The 16,349-nt window shown below is 62.9% G+C and carries 14 protein-coding genes; 7 read left to right on the forward strand and 7 right to left on the reverse strand.

Translation table 11 applies throughout. From position 1 onward, the window contains the following. The first annotated feature begins 15 nt into the window (after window positions 1-15). Complete coding sequence (locus JVX98_RS18775) at window positions 16-1,125, forward strand: helix-turn-helix transcriptional regulator (RefSeq protein ID WP_205237072.1); 1,110 nt, start codon at window positions 16-18, stop codon at window positions 1,123-1,125. 66 nt (window positions 1,126-1,191) lie between these two features. Here the strand turns inward: JVX98_RS18775 and JVX98_RS18780 are convergent, their stop codons facing one another. Next, a complete protein-coding gene (locus JVX98_RS18780) occupies window positions 1,192-2,073 on the reverse strand; it encodes a LysR family transcriptional regulator (protein WP_192447794.1) in 882 nt (293 codons plus the stop codon). 89 nt (window positions 2,074-2,162) lie between these two features. Between JVX98_RS18780 and JVX98_RS18785 the strand changes: the two genes are divergently transcribed. Then, on the forward strand, window positions 2,163-2,366 hold the full coding sequence (locus JVX98_RS18785) for a hypothetical protein (RefSeq protein ID WP_205237073.1): 204 nt from the start codon (window positions 2,163-2,165) through the stop codon (window positions 2,364-2,366). A gap of 90 nt (window positions 2,367-2,456) precedes the next feature. Here the strand turns inward: JVX98_RS18785 and JVX98_RS18790 are convergent, their stop codons facing one another. The 3 genes from JVX98_RS18790 to JVX98_RS18800 all read right to left on the reverse strand — a co-directional run bounded on the left by JVX98_RS18790 (window position 2,457) and on the right by JVX98_RS18800 (window position 6,903). Next, window positions 2,457-4,982 carry a methyl-accepting chemotaxis protein gene (locus tag JVX98_RS18790; protein ID WP_205237074.1) on the reverse strand — a complete coding sequence of 842 codons (2,526 nt, stop codon included), beginning with the start codon at window positions 4,980-4,982 and terminating at the stop codon, window positions 2,457-2,459. A gap of 354 nt (window positions 4,983-5,336) precedes the next feature. Continuing rightward, on the reverse strand, window positions 5,337-5,483 hold the full coding sequence (locus tag JVX98_RS18795) for a hypothetical protein (protein WP_192447798.1): 147 nt from the start codon (window positions 5,481-5,483) through the stop codon (window positions 5,337-5,339). A 235-nt stretch (window positions 5,484-5,718) separates the two neighbouring features. Next, window positions 5,719-6,903 carry an NAD(P)/FAD-dependent oxidoreductase gene (locus JVX98_RS18800; RefSeq protein WP_192447800.1) on the reverse strand — a complete coding sequence of 395 codons (1,185 nt, stop codon included), beginning with the start codon at window positions 6,901-6,903 and terminating at the stop codon, window positions 5,719-5,721. Window positions 6,904-7,026: 123 nt separating this feature from the next. Between JVX98_RS18800 and JVX98_RS18805 the strand changes: the two genes are divergently transcribed. The 5 genes from JVX98_RS18805 (at window position 7,027) to edd (ending at window position 14,173) form a co-directional block, all read left to right on the forward strand. Further along, window positions 7,027-8,463, forward strand: a complete 1,437-nt coding sequence (locus JVX98_RS18805) for a glutamine synthetase family protein (protein ID WP_192447802.1) — start codon at window positions 7,027-7,029, stop codon at window positions 8,461-8,463. Between the two features lie 15 nt (window positions 8,464-8,478). After that, entirely contained in the window at window positions 8,479-9,765 is a 1,287-nt protein-coding gene (locus tag JVX98_RS18810; RefSeq protein ID WP_205237075.1) for an FAD-binding oxidoreductase, read from the forward strand. 209 nt (window positions 9,766-9,974) lie between these two features. After that, complete coding sequence (gene zwf, locus JVX98_RS18815; protein WP_043617937.1) at window positions 9,975-11,450, forward strand: glucose-6-phosphate dehydrogenase; 1,476 nt, start codon at window positions 9,975-9,977, stop codon at window positions 11,448-11,450. A gap of 8 nt (window positions 11,451-11,458) precedes the next feature. Continuing rightward, window positions 11,459-12,157, forward strand: coding sequence for a 6-phosphogluconolactonase (gene pgl, locus JVX98_RS18820; RefSeq protein ID WP_205237076.1), 699 nt, complete (start codon window positions 11,459-11,461; stop codon window positions 12,155-12,157). A 195-nt stretch (window positions 12,158-12,352) separates the two neighbouring features. Further along, window positions 12,353-14,173, forward strand: coding sequence for a phosphogluconate dehydratase (gene edd, locus JVX98_RS18825; protein WP_205237077.1), 1,821 nt, complete (start codon window positions 12,353-12,355; stop codon window positions 14,171-14,173). A gap of 57 nt (window positions 14,174-14,230) precedes the next feature. On the opposite strand, the gene JVX98_RS18830 is transcribed toward edd, so the two are convergent. The 3 genes from JVX98_RS18830 to JVX98_RS18840 form a co-directional block, all read right to left on the reverse strand. Continuing rightward, window positions 14,231-14,596, reverse strand: coding sequence for a GFA family protein (locus JVX98_RS18830; RefSeq protein WP_192447808.1), 366 nt, complete (start codon window positions 14,594-14,596; stop codon window positions 14,231-14,233). 78 nt (window positions 14,597-14,674) lie between these two features. After that, window positions 14,675-15,085: a hypothetical protein gene (locus tag JVX98_RS18835; protein ID WP_192447810.1), complete on the reverse strand. Its 411-nt coding sequence runs from the start codon at window positions 15,083-15,085 to the stop codon at window positions 14,675-14,677. Window positions 15,086-15,216: 131 nt separating this feature from the next. After that, complete coding sequence (locus JVX98_RS18840) at window positions 15,217-16,305, reverse strand: ABC transporter ATP-binding protein (RefSeq protein ID WP_205237078.1); 1,089 nt, start codon at window positions 16,303-16,305, stop codon at window positions 15,217-15,219. Window positions 16,306-16,349 lie beyond the last annotated feature (44 nt).

Below are 16,349 nucleotides of genomic sequence, written 5' to 3' on the forward strand. Positions count from 1 at the left end.
TAGGCAAAGGCACGCATGTATCGTTCGACGAAACCTGCAGATACCGCCGAACTGACGGAGCTGATTTACGGCGCCGCCTTTGGCGATTGCGGCTGGCAGGATTTTCTCGACCGGCTGACGACGACCATGCCCAACGGGCGTTCAGCGCTCCATTACCATGACCTCGCGTCGCCATCGGCCTGCGTGCCCTATGTCTCGGGCTTTACCCCCGATGCCATCGACCAGTTCAACGATCACTTTGCGGCCATCAACCCCTGGATACCGAAATCGGTTCTCGTGCCGGTGGGGCGCGGCCTCTCGGGCGAGCATATCGTCTCGCGCGCGGAGCTGATGAAATCGGAATTCTACAATGACTGGCTGAAGCGCCAGACCGGCAGCGAGACCACCGTCGGCGTGACCATCGTGCGCAGCCCGACGCGGACCTTGCTCCTGTCGACCTGCACCTCTTCGACGGACGAGGACCTCAACCAGCAGGCGGCCGACCAGTACACGCTCCTTGCACCCCACCTGAAGCGCGCCTTCGACTTTCTGCGGCGGCGCGACCTGATGATGGCCGAGCAGCACGAAGGCCGGACCCTGCTCGATACGATCGGCGTCGGCGTGATCTATGTGGGCGACAATCTGCGCATCCGCTCGATGAACCACAACGCCGAACGAATGGCGGCGAACGGCTCGCCGTTCCGGATCGCGGTCAACGGCCGCCTGTTCATGGACGAACCGGAAACCAATGCGGCACTCGAGCTTCTGGCCTCGCCGGTCGGCGCCCCGGCGCAGCCGCAGTTGCGCGTCGTCAGGACCGCCGAACACGGCGCCTTCCGCGTCACCCTGGTCCGGCGAAGCGCCAGCATCTTTACCGAGCTTCTCGACGGGCCGACGGTTGCGGTTCTGATCGAGCCTGCGACGTCGCTCATCGGCGATCTCAGGCACGACCATCTGAAGGACCATTACGGTCTGACCCCGGCTGAGATCCGCATTGCCTGCGGCATCGCCGCCGGCCTGACGCTGAAGGAAATGTCGCAGGCCCACGGAGTCAGTTACGAGACGACCCGGACACAGCTCAAAAGCATCTATGCCAAGACCCGGGTCAATTCGCAGGCCGCACTCGTCAAGCTGCTGATGCGCTGATCCGTACCCACGAAGCACCTGGCAGCGGCGTTCCCTGCAACCGGAGCCAACAGTGGCTTGCCCGTCTCAGCTGCGGCGTGGTCGCTTTCCGGCAAAGATATCTACGTGACTGCGCAAGAGCTTCGTCATGCGATCGACCACTGTTCGTATCTCCTTGCGGTGCCTGTCCTCGTTGTTCATGACGATCCATTGCCGGTGCCGGAGCGCCGGGATCTCCTCGCCGGCGCGCTCCAGCATCGGATCGAGATCGCCGACAAAGCAGGGAAGCACCGCACAGCCGGCGCCGGCGCGTGCGAGATCAAGCAGCGAGCGCGGCCGCGTGACCGTGGCGACGATCCGTCCCTCCCAGCCCCCCTTCACCTGCTCGTGCGGCCAGCGCAGATAGGCGGAGATCGCCTCCTCCTCGCCGACGGCCACCCATCGCGCGCTCGCGCCCGGCGGCGCGTTCTTCTGACGATAGGCGGCATAGGCGACGTCGCCGACCGGACTTGCCGCCAGATAGGCCTCTTCCGGCTCGAAGGCGCGGATGCCGATGTCGGTCTCGCGATAAGCGAGGCTGGCGCGTGTCTCGCCGACGGTTATCGCCAGGCTGAAGCCGTCCCTTTCGGTGCAGAGCGCCGGAAAGTTTTCCGCCAGCAGCCAGGCGATCCAGGTGCCGACGGTGATGCGGACTGTCGCGCCCTCGCCTTCCTGGCGCCAGCTCTCGACCCGGCGCGCCGCCGATTCCATTTCCTGAAGCTGCTCGAACAGAAGTTCGCCATCGCCGGTGAGCTGGTAGCCGGTCTGGCTGCGCAGAAACAGCGTGCGGCCGGTGCGCTCCTCGAGCTCCAGCATCCGCCGGCCGACGGTCGCCGGGCTCGACCCGAGCGCCTGCGCTGCTCCAGTGAGCCCGCCGGCGCGCGCCACGCTCATGAAACAGCGATAGATATCCCAATCCATGTCTTTCATTTCTGAAAAACATAGAGCGATATCCGATGTATGTAAAACTGGTTTTGCTGCATAAAAGAAGTGATGCCCATCAACTGAGGAGCATCACGATGGAAATGATGGCAATGGTCTACATCGCCGACATGGCCCTGAAAACGCGCCGCTGGGACGAGGATTTCGATCCGAAACCGCCTGGCCTTCTACGTCGGGCGTTCACAACACTCGCGGCCGCAGTCACCAAGCGACGCAAGAGCAGCCTCCACGCCGATAAAAAAAGCACCGCGAAGCCCTGCGGCCACGCGGTGCAATGTTAGCCCCTGCCCTTGTTATGTCGCACGGTATCGGGTGCCGTGCTTTCGGCTGGCGACGTTGCCTGCCGCCAGCGAAACCCTTTGCCGGACGCCTCAGGCTGCCCGGTAGGTGTCGTAGTCTTCCGCCTCCGGCTCCAGCCGGAACTGCTCGACCAGCATCATCAGCGTGTCGGCCTGGTTGGCGAGTGCGCGGCTCGTCGCCGTCGCCTCTTCCACCATCGAGGCGTTCTGCTGCGTCATCTGGTCCATCTGGTTGACCGATCCATTGACCTCGTTGAGCGCTACGGCCTGATCCCGGCTTGCGGTCGCAATCATCTCGACATGCTGGCTGACGGTGACGATCTGGGCGCTGATCGAGGCCAGCACTTCGCCGGTTTCCTTGACCAGGTGCGAACCGGCATTGACCTCGTTGGTCGACTTGTTGATGAGCCCCTTGATCTCACGCGCGGCCTCCGCCGAGCGCTGCGCCAGTTCGCGCACCTCCTGGGCGACGACGGCAAACCCCTTGCCGGCCTCTCCAGCACGCGCCGCCTCGATACCGGCGTTGAGCGCCAGAAGGTTAGTCTGGAAGGCGATGTCGTCGATCACCTCGATGATCTGCTCGATCTGGCGCGAAGCCTCCTCGATGCGTCCCATGGCGGCGATCGCGTTAGTGACGACGGTCGCCGAACTGTCGGCGCTGCGCTTCGTCTGGATCACCGCATGGTTGGCCTCGCCGGCACGCTCGGCCGAGGAACGGACGGTGACGGTGATCTGATCGACGGCGGCCGCGGTTTCTTCAAGCGAGGCGGCCTGGGCCTCCGTGCGCTTCGACAACGAATCTGCCGCATGATGCATGCTGGAGCCGCTCTCCTGGATCGCCTGCGCATTGGCGCGGATCTGGGCGAGCGTGTCCTGCAGGCGGATCAGCGAACCGTTGAAGTCCTGGCGCAGCTGCTCGAGGCGACCATGGAACGGCACGTCGATCTGGCGCGACAGGTCACCCTGGGCCAGGCGGCCAAGGCCAGCGGCAAGCTCGCTGACGGCGAGATCAATCTGGCGATCGAGCTCGCGCTTTTCCTGGTCGTTGCGGCTGCGCTCCATATCGGCGCGCGTCCGCTGCTCTTCGCTTTCGGCCTCGATGCGGACCTTGGAGAGCGCGTTCTCCTTGAACACGCCAAGGGCACGCGCCATGTCGCCGATTTCGTCGCGGCGGCCGTCGCCGTCGATCGTCGTGTCGAGGCGGCCATCGGCGAGACGACGCATTGCCGCGGTGATCTGGCCGATCGGCTTCTTCAGCGTCAGCGTCAGGGCGATGCCGGCCAAAAGCGCGATGACGACACCGGCAACGGTCGCGGCGACCGAGATCTGGTTCGCCTCGTTACGCTCGGTTCCGGCGGCAACCTTCTGCTGTTCGGCAAATTCGGTGAGGTCGGTCCAGATCTGGTTGATCGATTGTCCGGCGGCGTCGAAGTCTGCGGTGCGCTTGACGGTGATCTCGACGAGCGCCGCGGCATCCTTCTTCATCGCCGTCAGGATCGGCATCAGCGTGTCGGCGATCTTGTCGAAGGAGGCGCCGTCGCTCGCGACACCGCGAAGCGTCGCCATGTTCTGCTGAACGGCGAGCGACTTGTCGAGCAGCTTCTGGCGATTGCTCTCGTTCGTCAGGCCCATGAAGGTGGCTGCGGAAATCTGGATATCGGTGATCGACGACGAAAGCCTGCGGGTGGCGGTCAGAACCGATTCCGTCGTGACGATCTGCTCGTCGAGTTCGGCGAAAATCCGCGTCGCGTCGCGCATCTTGCCGACGGACGCCGCTTCCAGGCGGAAGCTCGCCGTGCGGAAGCGGTCGACATATTTGGAGATCCCGGCAAGCGTTTCCGGTCCGGCCGGCGCCTTCAGGATGGCGCCGATCTCGCTCGAAGCCGAGGTGATGGTCTCGGTGAGCGACTTTTCGTCCTTCGGCAGCAGGCGGAAAATATCACGCTCGGTGCGGCCGATCATCGGGAAGCGTTCCTTGACCGCCTTCAGCTTGTCGTCGACGGTGATCGCCTTGCTCACTTCGGTGCCGAACTCGTTGAAGAAGCGGCTTGCGCGCATCAGCTTTTCGGCTTCGCGCAGCATGGTCTTGGCGGCGTTCTCGCTCTTGCGAACGGCGTATTGCAGGCGGTTCGATTCTTCGTTGATCTTGGCACGCTCGATCAGCAGGGCGTCGAGGTTCGAGTTCATTGCCGTGCGCAGGTCCTGCTCGCCAACGTGCAGCGTCCAAAGGCCGCCGATGCGGGCCTCGATGTCGCTCGTCGCCGCGATCGCCGCCTTCAGTTCGTCCTGGCCGTTCTGGCCGGCGACCTGTGCAGCGGTATCGGCGAGCACGTCCTTCTGCGCCGAAATCGTCGACTGCACGGCATCACGGGTTTCTTCGGTAGTCGAATGCAGGAAGGCGTTCATGCCCGCATAGACATCCTTGAAGCCACTCAAGGTCTGCAACACGCTGTTGGAAATCTCCATGCGTCCCTGAAGCAGGCCGGACGCATAGAGGCCGGTGATACCGACGGCACAGATGCTGACGACGAAGGGCAGGATGAAAAACAGCACCTTCGTCTGGATCTTGAAACGGGCAAGAATTCTATCGATGAACATGGAAAACACCTTGGCTCGCAGCTCGCATTCGCCTCCCCCGACGGCTCGCTAGGTCTCCGCACTCAACGACAGGGCGTGAATGTGCGAACGATCGAGAGCCACCCGATGCGCAAACAGGCTGATGTTTTTCGAAAAATCATGCGGCGCACACCGCCAGTCCGTCGGCAATCATTGCGGATCCACGGCGCCACTCCTCGGCAACGTGAACCTGACGAAACTCACATCGTCGCACTATCTGTTTTGAACGATTAAAATTTGTATAAGCGCATTCAACCCGCGGCAGAAAATCCGTAGGCATGCGCGGACGCGTCAATTGCGCCCGAGAGGCGGCCGCTTAAGGCCGATCCCCTGAACTCAGAACCAGAGAGCCGGAAGGGCTGCGAGGGCGGCAACGGCAAAGAATGCAATCAAGGCGAGGCGCGTGAGTGCGGCCTTCTGCTGACGGCTTTCATCGGTGCGGGCGATCGCGATGGCGCGGGGACGGCGGCGGATTTGGTTCATGGCATCCTGTCCTTGTCACATTGACCGGCAACGCTGGGTCCGCATGACCCGTATTGCCCGTCACAGTTATATTGCAGCCATGCCGTGGCGGAAGAAAGTCAAAAAATCAGAAACAGTGTTATTTCCGTTTACGCGACAATCCGATCCCACCAACTGCCGGCTGTGCCGACAAGGATAAAGGTTCGGCGAGATATATTAACAATCACTGAAGCTCTACCCGCCAAAACCGGGGAAATCAGGCGTCCTGGCCAGCCGCAAAGCCCGACGCCCAGGCCCATTGGAAATTGTAGCCGCCGAGCCAGCCGGTCACGTCGACGCACTCGCCAATAAAATAGAGTCCCGGCACCGCCTTTGCCTGCATCGTCTTGGAGTCGAGCCCGTTGGTATCGACGCCGCCAAGCGTGACTTCTGCAGTGCGGTAGCCTTCCGAACCGGCTGGCTTGATGGTCCAGGCCTGGATCGAGGTGGCAAGCTGATTGATGGTCTTGTCCGAGAGGTCGGCAAGCTGGCGCCCGGTCAGCTTTGCGCCGTCGGCGAAAAACTGTGCCAGCCGCCGCGGCAGGATATCGCCGAGTGCCGTCTGCACCGCCTGCTTACCGTGGGTGCGGCGGATTTCTTTCAGGATCGCGGCGATGTCGATGTCGGGCATCAACCTGAGTACGATCTCCTGCCCCTCGCGCCAATAGGAGGAAATCTGCAGGATGGCCGGACCGCTCAGGCCGCGATGGGTGATCAGCACCGCCTCGCGAAACGCCGTCTTGCCGGACCGCGCTTCCGCATCGGCGGCGACGCCGGCCAGGTCCCCGATCGCTTCGAGCTGCGCCGGATCGAGCGTCAGCGGCACGAGACCGGGACGCGTTTCGATGAGCCGGAGGCCGAACTGCTCGGCGATCCGGTAGGCAAGCCCGGTGGCCCCCATCTTCGGGATCGACTTGCCGCCGCTGGCAACAACCAGTGACTGTGCATCGATCGGTCCCTCGCCCGTCATCACGCGAAATCCGGCGCCGTGGCGCTCAACGCTCTCGATCGTCGTTTCGAGGCGAAGATCGGCATGCACGTCGCGCATTTCGGACAGCAGCATCTTGATGATGTCTTTCGCCGAATGGTCGCAGAAGAGTTGGCCGAGAGTCTTTTCGTGCCAGGCGATGCCATGCTTTTCGACAAAAGCGAGGAAATCGCGCGGCGTGTAGCGTGCCAGCGCCGACTTTGCGAAATGCGGATTGGCGGACAGAAAGTTCTTCGGCCCCGCTTGGATATTGGTGAAGTTGCAGCGGCCACCGCCGGAGATGCGGATCTTTTCACCCGGCGCCTTGGCATGGTCGAGCACGGCCACGCGGCGGCCGCGCTTGCCCGCCTCGATGGCGCACATCATGCCGGCGGCACCGGCGCCAATGATCACCACATCTGTCTTTTCAGCCACGAAACACTCCGCTCGTTTGTCCTTCCATTCCGGGGGCAAAGCAGAAAGTCAATGATCAAGCCCATCTAGCCAATTGCCAATCTGTGGTTATGATGCGCTATCCGAAGCCAAAACCGGTGATTTATGCCCTCCAAGAGAAGTGCTGCCCAACAAACAACGAAAATCAGCAAGACTTCGAAAATACCCCCCGCCCTCCACTCCCTCCGCGGTGTGAAGACCTGGAAGGAAGCCACGGACTGGCTCAAGATCCGCGGCATCGAAGACGTCGAATGCATCACGCCCGACCTCGCCGGCGTTCCGCGCGGCAAGATGATGCCGACCTCGAAGTTTACCTCCAACACCTCGCTGGCGCTGCCCTCGGCGGTCTACCGCCACACGATCTCGGGCGAATATCCGGACGAAACCGGCCAGTTCCGCTACGATTCCCGCGACAGCGACATCAAGCTCGTGCCCGATCTTTCGACCCTTTCGGTCGTTCCCTGGGAGACCGACCCGACGGCGCAGGTGATCTGCGACATCGTCGGCTCGCAGGGCGAGCAGATCAGCTACACGCCGCGCAACGTCCTGAAGCGCGTGGTCGATCTCTACAAGCAGAAGGGCTGGAAGCCGGTCGTCGCACCCGAGATCGAATTCTACCTCGTCGCCACCAATGACGATCCCGACTATCCCCTGCATCCGCCGAAAGGCCGCTCCGGTCGCTCGATCCTCGGCGGCCAGGGCTATTCGATCGCCGGCATCAACGAATTCGACGAACTGATCGACGACATCTATCACTTCTCCGAGAAACAGGGTCTCGAGATCGATACGCTGATCCACGAAGAAGGACCGGCGCAGCTCGAAATCAACCTGCGCCATGGCGATCCGATCGAGCTGGCCGACCAGGTCTTCCTGTTCAAGCGGACGATCCGCGAGGCGGCGCTGAAACACGGCATCTACGCCACCTTCATGGCCAAGCCGATGCAGGGCCAGCCGGGCTCGGCGATGCACATTCACCAGTCGGTGGTCGAGACCAACACCGGCCGCAACCTGTTCTCCAACCCGGACGGTTCCGCATCGAAGGAATTCTTCCACTTCATCGGCGGCATGCAGCACTATGTGCCGCGCACGCTGGTGATGATGGCGCCCTATGTGAACTCCTTCCGCCGACTGACGCCCGACATGTCCGCGCCGGTCAACACCGCCTGGGGCTACGACAACCGCACCACCGCCTTCCGCATCCCGGTGTCGGAGCCGGTCGCCCGGCGTATCGAGAACCGGCTGCCGAGTTCGGATGCCAATCCCTATCTGGCGCTCGCGGCCTCGCTCGCCTGCGGCTATCTCGGCATCATAGAACAGCGCGATCCGACGGCGCCGACCGAGGACACGGCGAACGAGGGCGAGATCGACCTGCCCCGCGGCCTGCTCGAAGCCGTTGCGCTGCTGGAATCGGCACCCTCGCTTGCAGATGTGCTCAGCCCCGAGTTCATCGCCATCTATGCCGGCGTCAAGCGTGGCGAGTTCGAGACCTTCATGCAGGTCATCAGTCCCTGGGAGCGCGAATTCCTGCTTCTCAACGTCTGACCTCAGAGGTTCTCCATGTCCTGGCAAAGCCCGATCTCGCCCGGTTACTCCTGGTATGAGGCGACTGTTCCGGACCGACCGGACTATCCGCCCATGCCGGGATCGCGGAAAGCCAATGTCGCGATCGTTGGCGGCGGCTATACGGGACTTCAGGCGGCTTACAACCTTGCCAGGCAAGGCGTCGACGTCACCCTGATCGACGCCTGCCGCTTCGGCGACGGTGCCTCTGGCCGCAATGGCGGCCAGTTCGGCACAGGTCAGCGCGCCTGGGCGGACGAGACGGAAGAGAGCCTCGGCCACGAACGGGCGCAGGCGCTGTTCGACATGGCCGAGAACGCCAAGCGATATGTGCTCGACTTTGCGAACGCGCACGAGATCGACATCGAATTCGTTCCCGGCCAACTCTCGGTCGGGCACAAGCAAAGCCTCCAAAAAGACTATCGCGACCATGCCGAGGCGATGGCGACACGCTTCGGCTATCCGCACCTGACCTTCATGGAGCGCGAGGAAACCGCAAGCCGGCTCGGATCCGACCACTACCACTTCGGCATTCGCGATGCCGGCACCGGCCACATCCACCCGATGAAGCTGCTGGTCGGCCTTGCGAAACAGGCAGCGCTTGCCGGTGCCAACCTCTTCGAGCAGACCAAGGCCCTGAAGATCGATCGCCAGGGCGGCGCGATCGTCATCACCACCGACCGCGGCACGATCACCGCCGACCGTGTGCTCGTCGCCTGCAATGCCTATATCGGCAACCTGGAGCCGGTGAGCGCCAGCCATGTCATGCCGATCCGTTCCTTCATCGGCGCAACGACAGTGCTTTCGGACCACCCTGACGTCATTCCCGGTGGAGAGTCGGTCGACGATTCGCGCTTCGTCGTGCGCTACTTCCGCAAGTCGCGGGATGGACGGCTGCTGTTCGGCGGCCGCGAAGCCTATACCGCCGACAATCCGCGCGACATCTCCACCCATATCCGCCGGCAGATCAGCGAGATCTATCCGCAGCTCGCCAATGTCGAGATCACCCATGCCTGGGGCGGCTCCGTCGGCATCACCATGCCACGCACGCCCTTCTGTCGCGAGGTCATGCCCGGCGTCACCTCGATCGGCGGCTATTCCGGCCACGGTGTGATGCTCTCCAACTATTGCGGCAAGCTCTATGCGGATCTCGTGCTCGGCAAGGACACCGAGCTCGACCTCTTGAAGGCGCTGAAAATCCCTGCTTTTCCGGGCGGAACCCGGTTCCGCTCCGCCCTTCTCTTCTTCGCGCTTAGCTGGTACGCATTACGCGACAGGTTCTGAAGAAGGCTTGCGGCGGCATTTTATTGCGCCGCGCTTGAGATCACGATGATTTTGGGTCGGCTCGACCCAAAATCATAAACGTGTTCGATAGTTAGAAGATAATGCGGGATGCGGGCGGAAAACCGCACGCACTTTTCCTCATCCCGCACTAGCGCCTTTAAATCGATTAGATTATATGTGCCCCTGACCTGAACAGATCGAGATATCCCATGAGCAGCCAGATCATTCCCGTCGAACCATTTGATTATGTGGTGTTCGGGGGCACCGGCGATCTTGCGGAGCGCAAGCTGTTGCCGGCGCTCTATCACCGGCAACTGGAAGGCCAGATCACTGAGCCGACGCGCATCATCGGCGCCTCGCGCGCGGCACTCAGCCATGAGGATTATCGCAAGTTTGCCGTCGACGCGCTGAAGGAACATCTGAAGCCGGAAGAGTACAAGGAAGAGGAGGTCGCGAAGTTCGCTGCACGCCTGTTCTACGTCTCCGTCGACGCCAAGTCCGACCAGGGTTGGGACGCGCTGAAGAAGATCCTCGAAGAGGGCAAGGAGCGCATTCGCGCCTTCTATCTTGCCGTCGGTCCGGCGATCTTCGGCGACATCTCCGAGCGCATCCGCGACCACAAGCTGATCACCAAGAACACCCGCATCGTCGTCGAAAAGCCGATCGGCCGCGACCTTGCGTCTGCGACCGAACTCAACGACACGATCGGCAAGGTCTTCCGCGAAGAGCAGATCTTCCGTATCGACCATTATCTCGGCAAGGAGACGGTGCAGAACCTGATGGCGCTGCGCTTTGCCAACGCGCTCTATGAGCCGCTGTGGAACTCCGCCCATATCGACCACGTGCAGATCACCGTGTCGGAAGCCGTTGGCCTGGAAAACCGCGCCGGCTACTACGACAAGGCCGGCGCGCTACGCGACATGGTGCAGAACCACATCTTGCAGCTCGTCTGCTTCGTCGCCATGGAAGCGCCGACCTCGATGGACGCAGAAGCGGTGCGCGACGAGAAGCTCAAGGTTCTGCGCGCGCTGAAGCCGATCACGTCTTCGAATGTCGAGCAGGTGACGGTGCGCGGCCAGTACCGCGCCGGCGCTTCGGCTGGCGGCCCGGTCAAGGGGTACCTCGAAGAGCTCGAAGGCGGCGTCTCGAACACCGAAACCTTCGTGGCGATCAAGGCCGAGGTCAGCAACTGGCGGTGGGCCGGAGTGCCCTTCTACATTCGCACCGGCAAGCGCCTTGCCGGCCGCATGTCGGAGATCGTCATAACCTTCAAGCAGATCCCGCACTCGATCTTCGACAACAATGCCGGCCGTATCTCGGCCAACCAGTTGGTCATCCGCCTGCAGCCGAACGAAGGCGTGAAGCAGTCGCTGATGATCAAGGACCCGGGCCCGGGCGGAATGCGCCTGCGCAGCGTCTCGCTCGACATGAGCTTCGCCGAGGCCTTTGCGGTGCGCAATGCGGACGCCTATGAGCGGCTGCTCTTCGACGTCATCCGCAACAACCAGACGCTGTTCGTGCGCCGCGACGAAGTCGAGGCCGCATGGAAGTGGGTCGATCCGATCCTGAAGGCCTGGGAAGAGACCGGACAGCAGGTCCAGGGCTACACGGCCGGCACCTGGGGCCCGAGCCAGTCGATCGCGCTGATCGAGCGTGACGGCCGGACCTGGAACGATGCGATATAGGTGCGCCGATGACGTCTAAGCTACATACATTCGAAAACGGCGCAGCACTGGCGCAAGGCCTTGCCGATGCCGTTAGCAGCACTCTTTCTGCCGGTATCGCGGCACGCGGCTCCGCAAGCATCGCCGTCTCCGGCGGCTCCACGCCCAAGGCATTCTTCCAGGCGCTTTCGAAGAAAGACATCGCCTGGGACAAGGTGACGGTGACACTGGTCGACGAACGCTTCGTGCCGCCGGAAAGCGACCGCTCCAACCACGGCCTCGTGGCGGCCAACCTGCTTCAGGACAAGGCCGCTGCAGCAACTTTCCTGCCGCTCTACCAGGCGGCCCCGACAGCGGAGGCCGCGGCTGATCTCGCAAGCCGGGAAACGGCGAAGATCGGTGCACCGTTCGACGTCGCGATCCTCGGCATGGGAACGGACGGGCACACCGCATCGTTCTTCCCGGGCGGATCGCAACTCGCGCGCGCCATCGATCCGGCAACGCCGCGCGGCGTGATCACGATGGAAGCCGAGGGTGCCGGTGAAACCCGCCTGACCTTTACCTTTGCCAGCCTCCAGGATGCACGGCTTCTGGTGCTGCACATCGAAGGCGAAGGCAAGAAGACGGTTCTCGCCAAGGCCGAAGAAGCCGGTGACGAAAAGGACATGCCGATCCGCGCGATGCTGCGCCGCGCCGCGTCGCCGGTGCAGATCTACTGGGCGCCGTAGATCGGAATGATGTTGGGCCGAACCGGCCCGATAGGAACTTTGGAGACACGTTCAGCCGGTGGCGCGCCCCCGTCGGATTGGACAGGTGTTTCTGAGAAACGCCGGGACGCGGCTTGCGCTCTCCCAAGCTCGCCGCGCTCCGGACGATGACTGGATGAAGATGAGGAGTCCGAAGACTCCGGAACAGGATTTGCCATGTCCGCCGATTCCCGCATTGCCTCGATCACGGCTCGCATCGTCGAGCGCTCGAAACCCCACCGCGAGCCCTATCTCGATCGCGTCCGCCGGGCGGCATCGAGCGGTCCGCATCGCAGCGTGCTCGGCTGCGGCAACCTCGCGCATGGATTTGCCGTCTGTTCCCCCGCCGAGAAGGCGGCGCTTGCGGGCGACCGCGTGGCCAATCTCGGCATCATCACCTCCTACAATGACATGCTGTCGGCGCACCAACCGTTCGAGACTTATCCAGCGCTGATCCGTCAGGCCGCGCACGAGGCAGGCGGCGTCGCGCAGGTTGCCGGCGGCGTGCCCGCGATGTGCGACGGCGTCACCCAGGGGCAGCCGGGCATGGAGCTTTCGCTGTTTTCCCGCGACCTGATCGCGATGGCGGCCGGCGTCGGGCTGTCGCACAACATGTTCGATTCCACCGTCTATCTCGGCGTCTGTGACAAGATCGTGCCGGGCCTCGTGATTGCGGCCCTGACCTTCGGCCACCTGCCGGCGATCTTCGTGCCTGCCGGGCCGATGACCTCGGGCCTGCCGAACGACGAGAAGGCGCGGGTTCGCCAGCTCTTCGCCGAAGGCAAGGTCGGCCGCGACGAACTGCTGGAAGCGGAATCGAAGTCCTACCACGGACCGGGCACCTGCACCTTCTACGGCACCGCCAACTCCAACCAGATGCTGATGGAGATCATGGGCTTCCACCTGCCGGGCGCCTCCTTCATCAATCCGGGCACGCCGCTGCGCGACGCGCTGACCAAGGAAGCCGCCAAGCGGGCGCTGGCGATCACCGCCATGGGCAACGAGTTCACGCCGGCCGGCGAAATGATCGACGAACGCTCGATCGTCAACGGCGTCGTCGGCCTGCATGCGACCGGCGGCTCGACGAACCACACGATGCACCTCGTCGCCATGGCGCGGGCAGCCGGCATCGTGCTGACCTGGCAGGACATCTCCGAGCTCTCGGACATCGTGCCGCTGCTGGCGCGCGTCTATCCGAACGGGCTTGCCGACGTGAACCACTTCCACGCCGCCGGCGGCATGGGCTTCCTGATCAGCCAGCTGCTTCGCGCCGGCCTGCTGCACGACGACGTGCGCACCGTCGTCGGCCAGGGTCTCGACGCCTACAAGATCGACGTACGCCTCGGCGCCGACGGTAATGTCGAGCGCGTGCCGACGCCGAAGGAAAGCGCCGACCCGAAGGTGCTTGCGACCATCGACCAGCCGTTCCAGCACTCGGGTGGCCTCAAGATGCTGACCGGCAATCTCGGCAAGGCCGTCATCAAGATCTCTGCCGTCAAGCCGGATCGCCACATCATCGAGGCGCCTGCCAAGATCTTCCACGACCAGGCCGAACTCAACGCCGCCTTCAAGGCCGGCAAGCTCGAGGGCGACTTCGTCGCCGTCGTGCGCTTCCAGGGCCCGAAGGCCAACGGCATGCCGGAACTGCACAAGCTGACGACTGTGCTCGGCATTCTGCAGGACCGCGGCCAGCGCGTCGCCATCCTGACGGACGGCCGGATGTCCGGCGCCTCCGGCAAGGTGCCGGCGGCAATCCACGTGACGCCGGAGGCCAAGGACGGCGGCCCGATCGCTCGCATCCAGGAAGGCGACATCGTCCGCATCGACGCTGTTGCAGGCACGATCGAGGTGCTGGTCGAGGACATCGCGCTGAAGACGCGGGTGCCGGCGCATGCGGATCTGTCGGACAATGACTTCGGCATGGGCCGCGAGCTCTTCGCACCCTTCCGCGCGATCGCCGGTGCGGCCGATCAGGGCGCCAGCGTGCTCTTCCACTGACTTACAAAGGCGCCGCCCCATCGGGGCGGCGCCTTGGCCTCCAGACGATCGGAAAGCTCAGGGCAGCGGCCCGGGGAACATGTCGTTGCGCCCGTCATAGCGCTCGATCTCCAGCGTGAAGACATCGACGCCGTCGATGCAGCGGGCATTGATCGAGATCTTGTTGTTCGGGTAGCCGCTGCGCATGATCGGCGTCGAACAAGTCGGGCAAAAATGGTGCCCCTCGTTAAGGCCGCGCCAGATGTAGCTCGACAGGCGGCGCTTCTCGGTCAAGAGCTTCACCTTGGCGGCGTCCACCTTCCAATGCAGGAAGCCGGAGCGCCGGCAGGTCGAGCAATTGCAGTCGACGAGACCGGTAAGCTCTTCGTCGACTTCGACGGCGATATCGCCGCAATGGCAGGAAAGCCGATACGGTCGCTGCATGGTTCAGGTCCGATCCCGTTGATTGAGACCACAACCATCCATCGAGCGCGGCAGGGCCGTCAAGCGCGGCGCGGCACCTCAGCGATAGATGTCGAGCGTCCGGTTGCGATGGTTCGGATGAGTGCTGTAGACGAAGATGCGATTGAGGTCGCGGTCCGTCAGCATACGCAGGAACCGCGCCTCGATGACGTTGTTGGCATGCACCCGCTTCAAGAGGCAGCCGACCATCTGGATGCGCGCGCTCGGAATATCCAAGTAGAAGTTCTCCGGCAGCTGGTACTGCGTGAGGATGCCGATCAACGCGCCGCTTTTCGACAGCTTGATGATCTCGCAACGGCGCGAGCTCAGCTGGGTCATGCCCTTCTCGGTGTATTCGATGCGGGCTTCGTTCCGCGTGTCCTCCATCGGGAAGTTGGTTTCCCGATCGTACATGAAGGACTCTTCCTTGTTCAAGAAGTGCTGGTACATCACCGGCGCCGCGCCTCTCATCGAAATGCCTTTCCATATCCCCTTTTGAAACAGACTAACGGCAGAGATTTAACAGAGGGTTTGATCCGCAGGGTGCATTGAAAAAACCCGCCCGATTTTACGGGCGGGTTCGACGGGAGAGCCTGTTCGTATCAGCGGCGATAGGTGCGACCGTCGGCGTCGAAAAGGTGCAGCTTGGCCTTGTCGGCTGTGAAGCGCACCTTGTCGCCGCGCTGAACCGGCAGGATGCCGGGGATCTTGGCGATGATCGGCTCCTTGTCGACGAGGCCTTCGATGTAGAGCAGCGTCACTTCGCCGAGCGCTTCAACGATCGAGATCGTGCCTTCGAACAGGAAGTTGTCGCTGGTACTGACCTGAAGGTCTTCGGGGCGAACGCCGAAACTCGCAGTCTTGCCGTTCTGCGACGAGTCGGTCGGGATATCGAGCGTCACGCTCTTGCCGCCGGTCAGCTTCACCGTCGTCTGCGCGCCGGTCGCGGTCACCGTCGATGGGATGATGTTCATCGCCGGCGAGCCGATGAAGCGGGCGACGAAAAGATTGGCCGGACGCTCATAGAGTTCGAGTGGCGCGCCCACCTGTTCGATGTGGCCCTGCGACAACACCACGATGCGGTCGGCGAGCGTCATTGCCTCCACCTGGTCGTGGGTGACGTAGATCATCGTCGTGTCCGCCATCTGCTCACTGAGCTTGGCGATCTCGATGCGGGTGGCGACACGCAAAGCCGCATCCAGGTTCGACAGCGGCTCGTCGAACAGGAATACCTTGGGGTCGCGGCAGATCGCGCGGCCGATGGCAACACGCTGTCTCTGGCCGCCGGAGAGCGCCTTCGGCAGGCGGTCGAGATATTTGGTCAGCTGCAGGATATCGGCGGCGTTGCGCACGCGACGGTCGATCTCCTCCTTGCTTTCCTTGGCGATACGCATGCCGAAGGCCATGTTGTCGTAGACGGTCATGTGCGGATAGAGCGCATAGGACTGGAACACCATGGCGATGCCGCGCTTCGACGGCGGCACGGTGTTGACCCGTTCGCCGTCGATGAACATGTCGCCGCCGGTGATCTCCTCGAGACCCGCGATCATGCGCAGAAGCGTCGACTTTCCGCAGCCAGACGGGCCGACGAAGACGATGAACTCGCCCTGCTTGATGTCGAGATTGATGCCGTGAATGACATCGACCGCGCCGTAGGACTTGCGGATATCTTTAAGCAGCAGACCCGTCATTGCACGCTCCCCTTCGGTTTTTCCCGTCTATCCCTGTTGTCATC

This window comes from Ensifer sp. PDNC004 (assembly GCF_016919405.1).
Lineage (GTDB): Bacteria > Pseudomonadota > Alphaproteobacteria > Rhizobiales > Rhizobiaceae > Ensifer.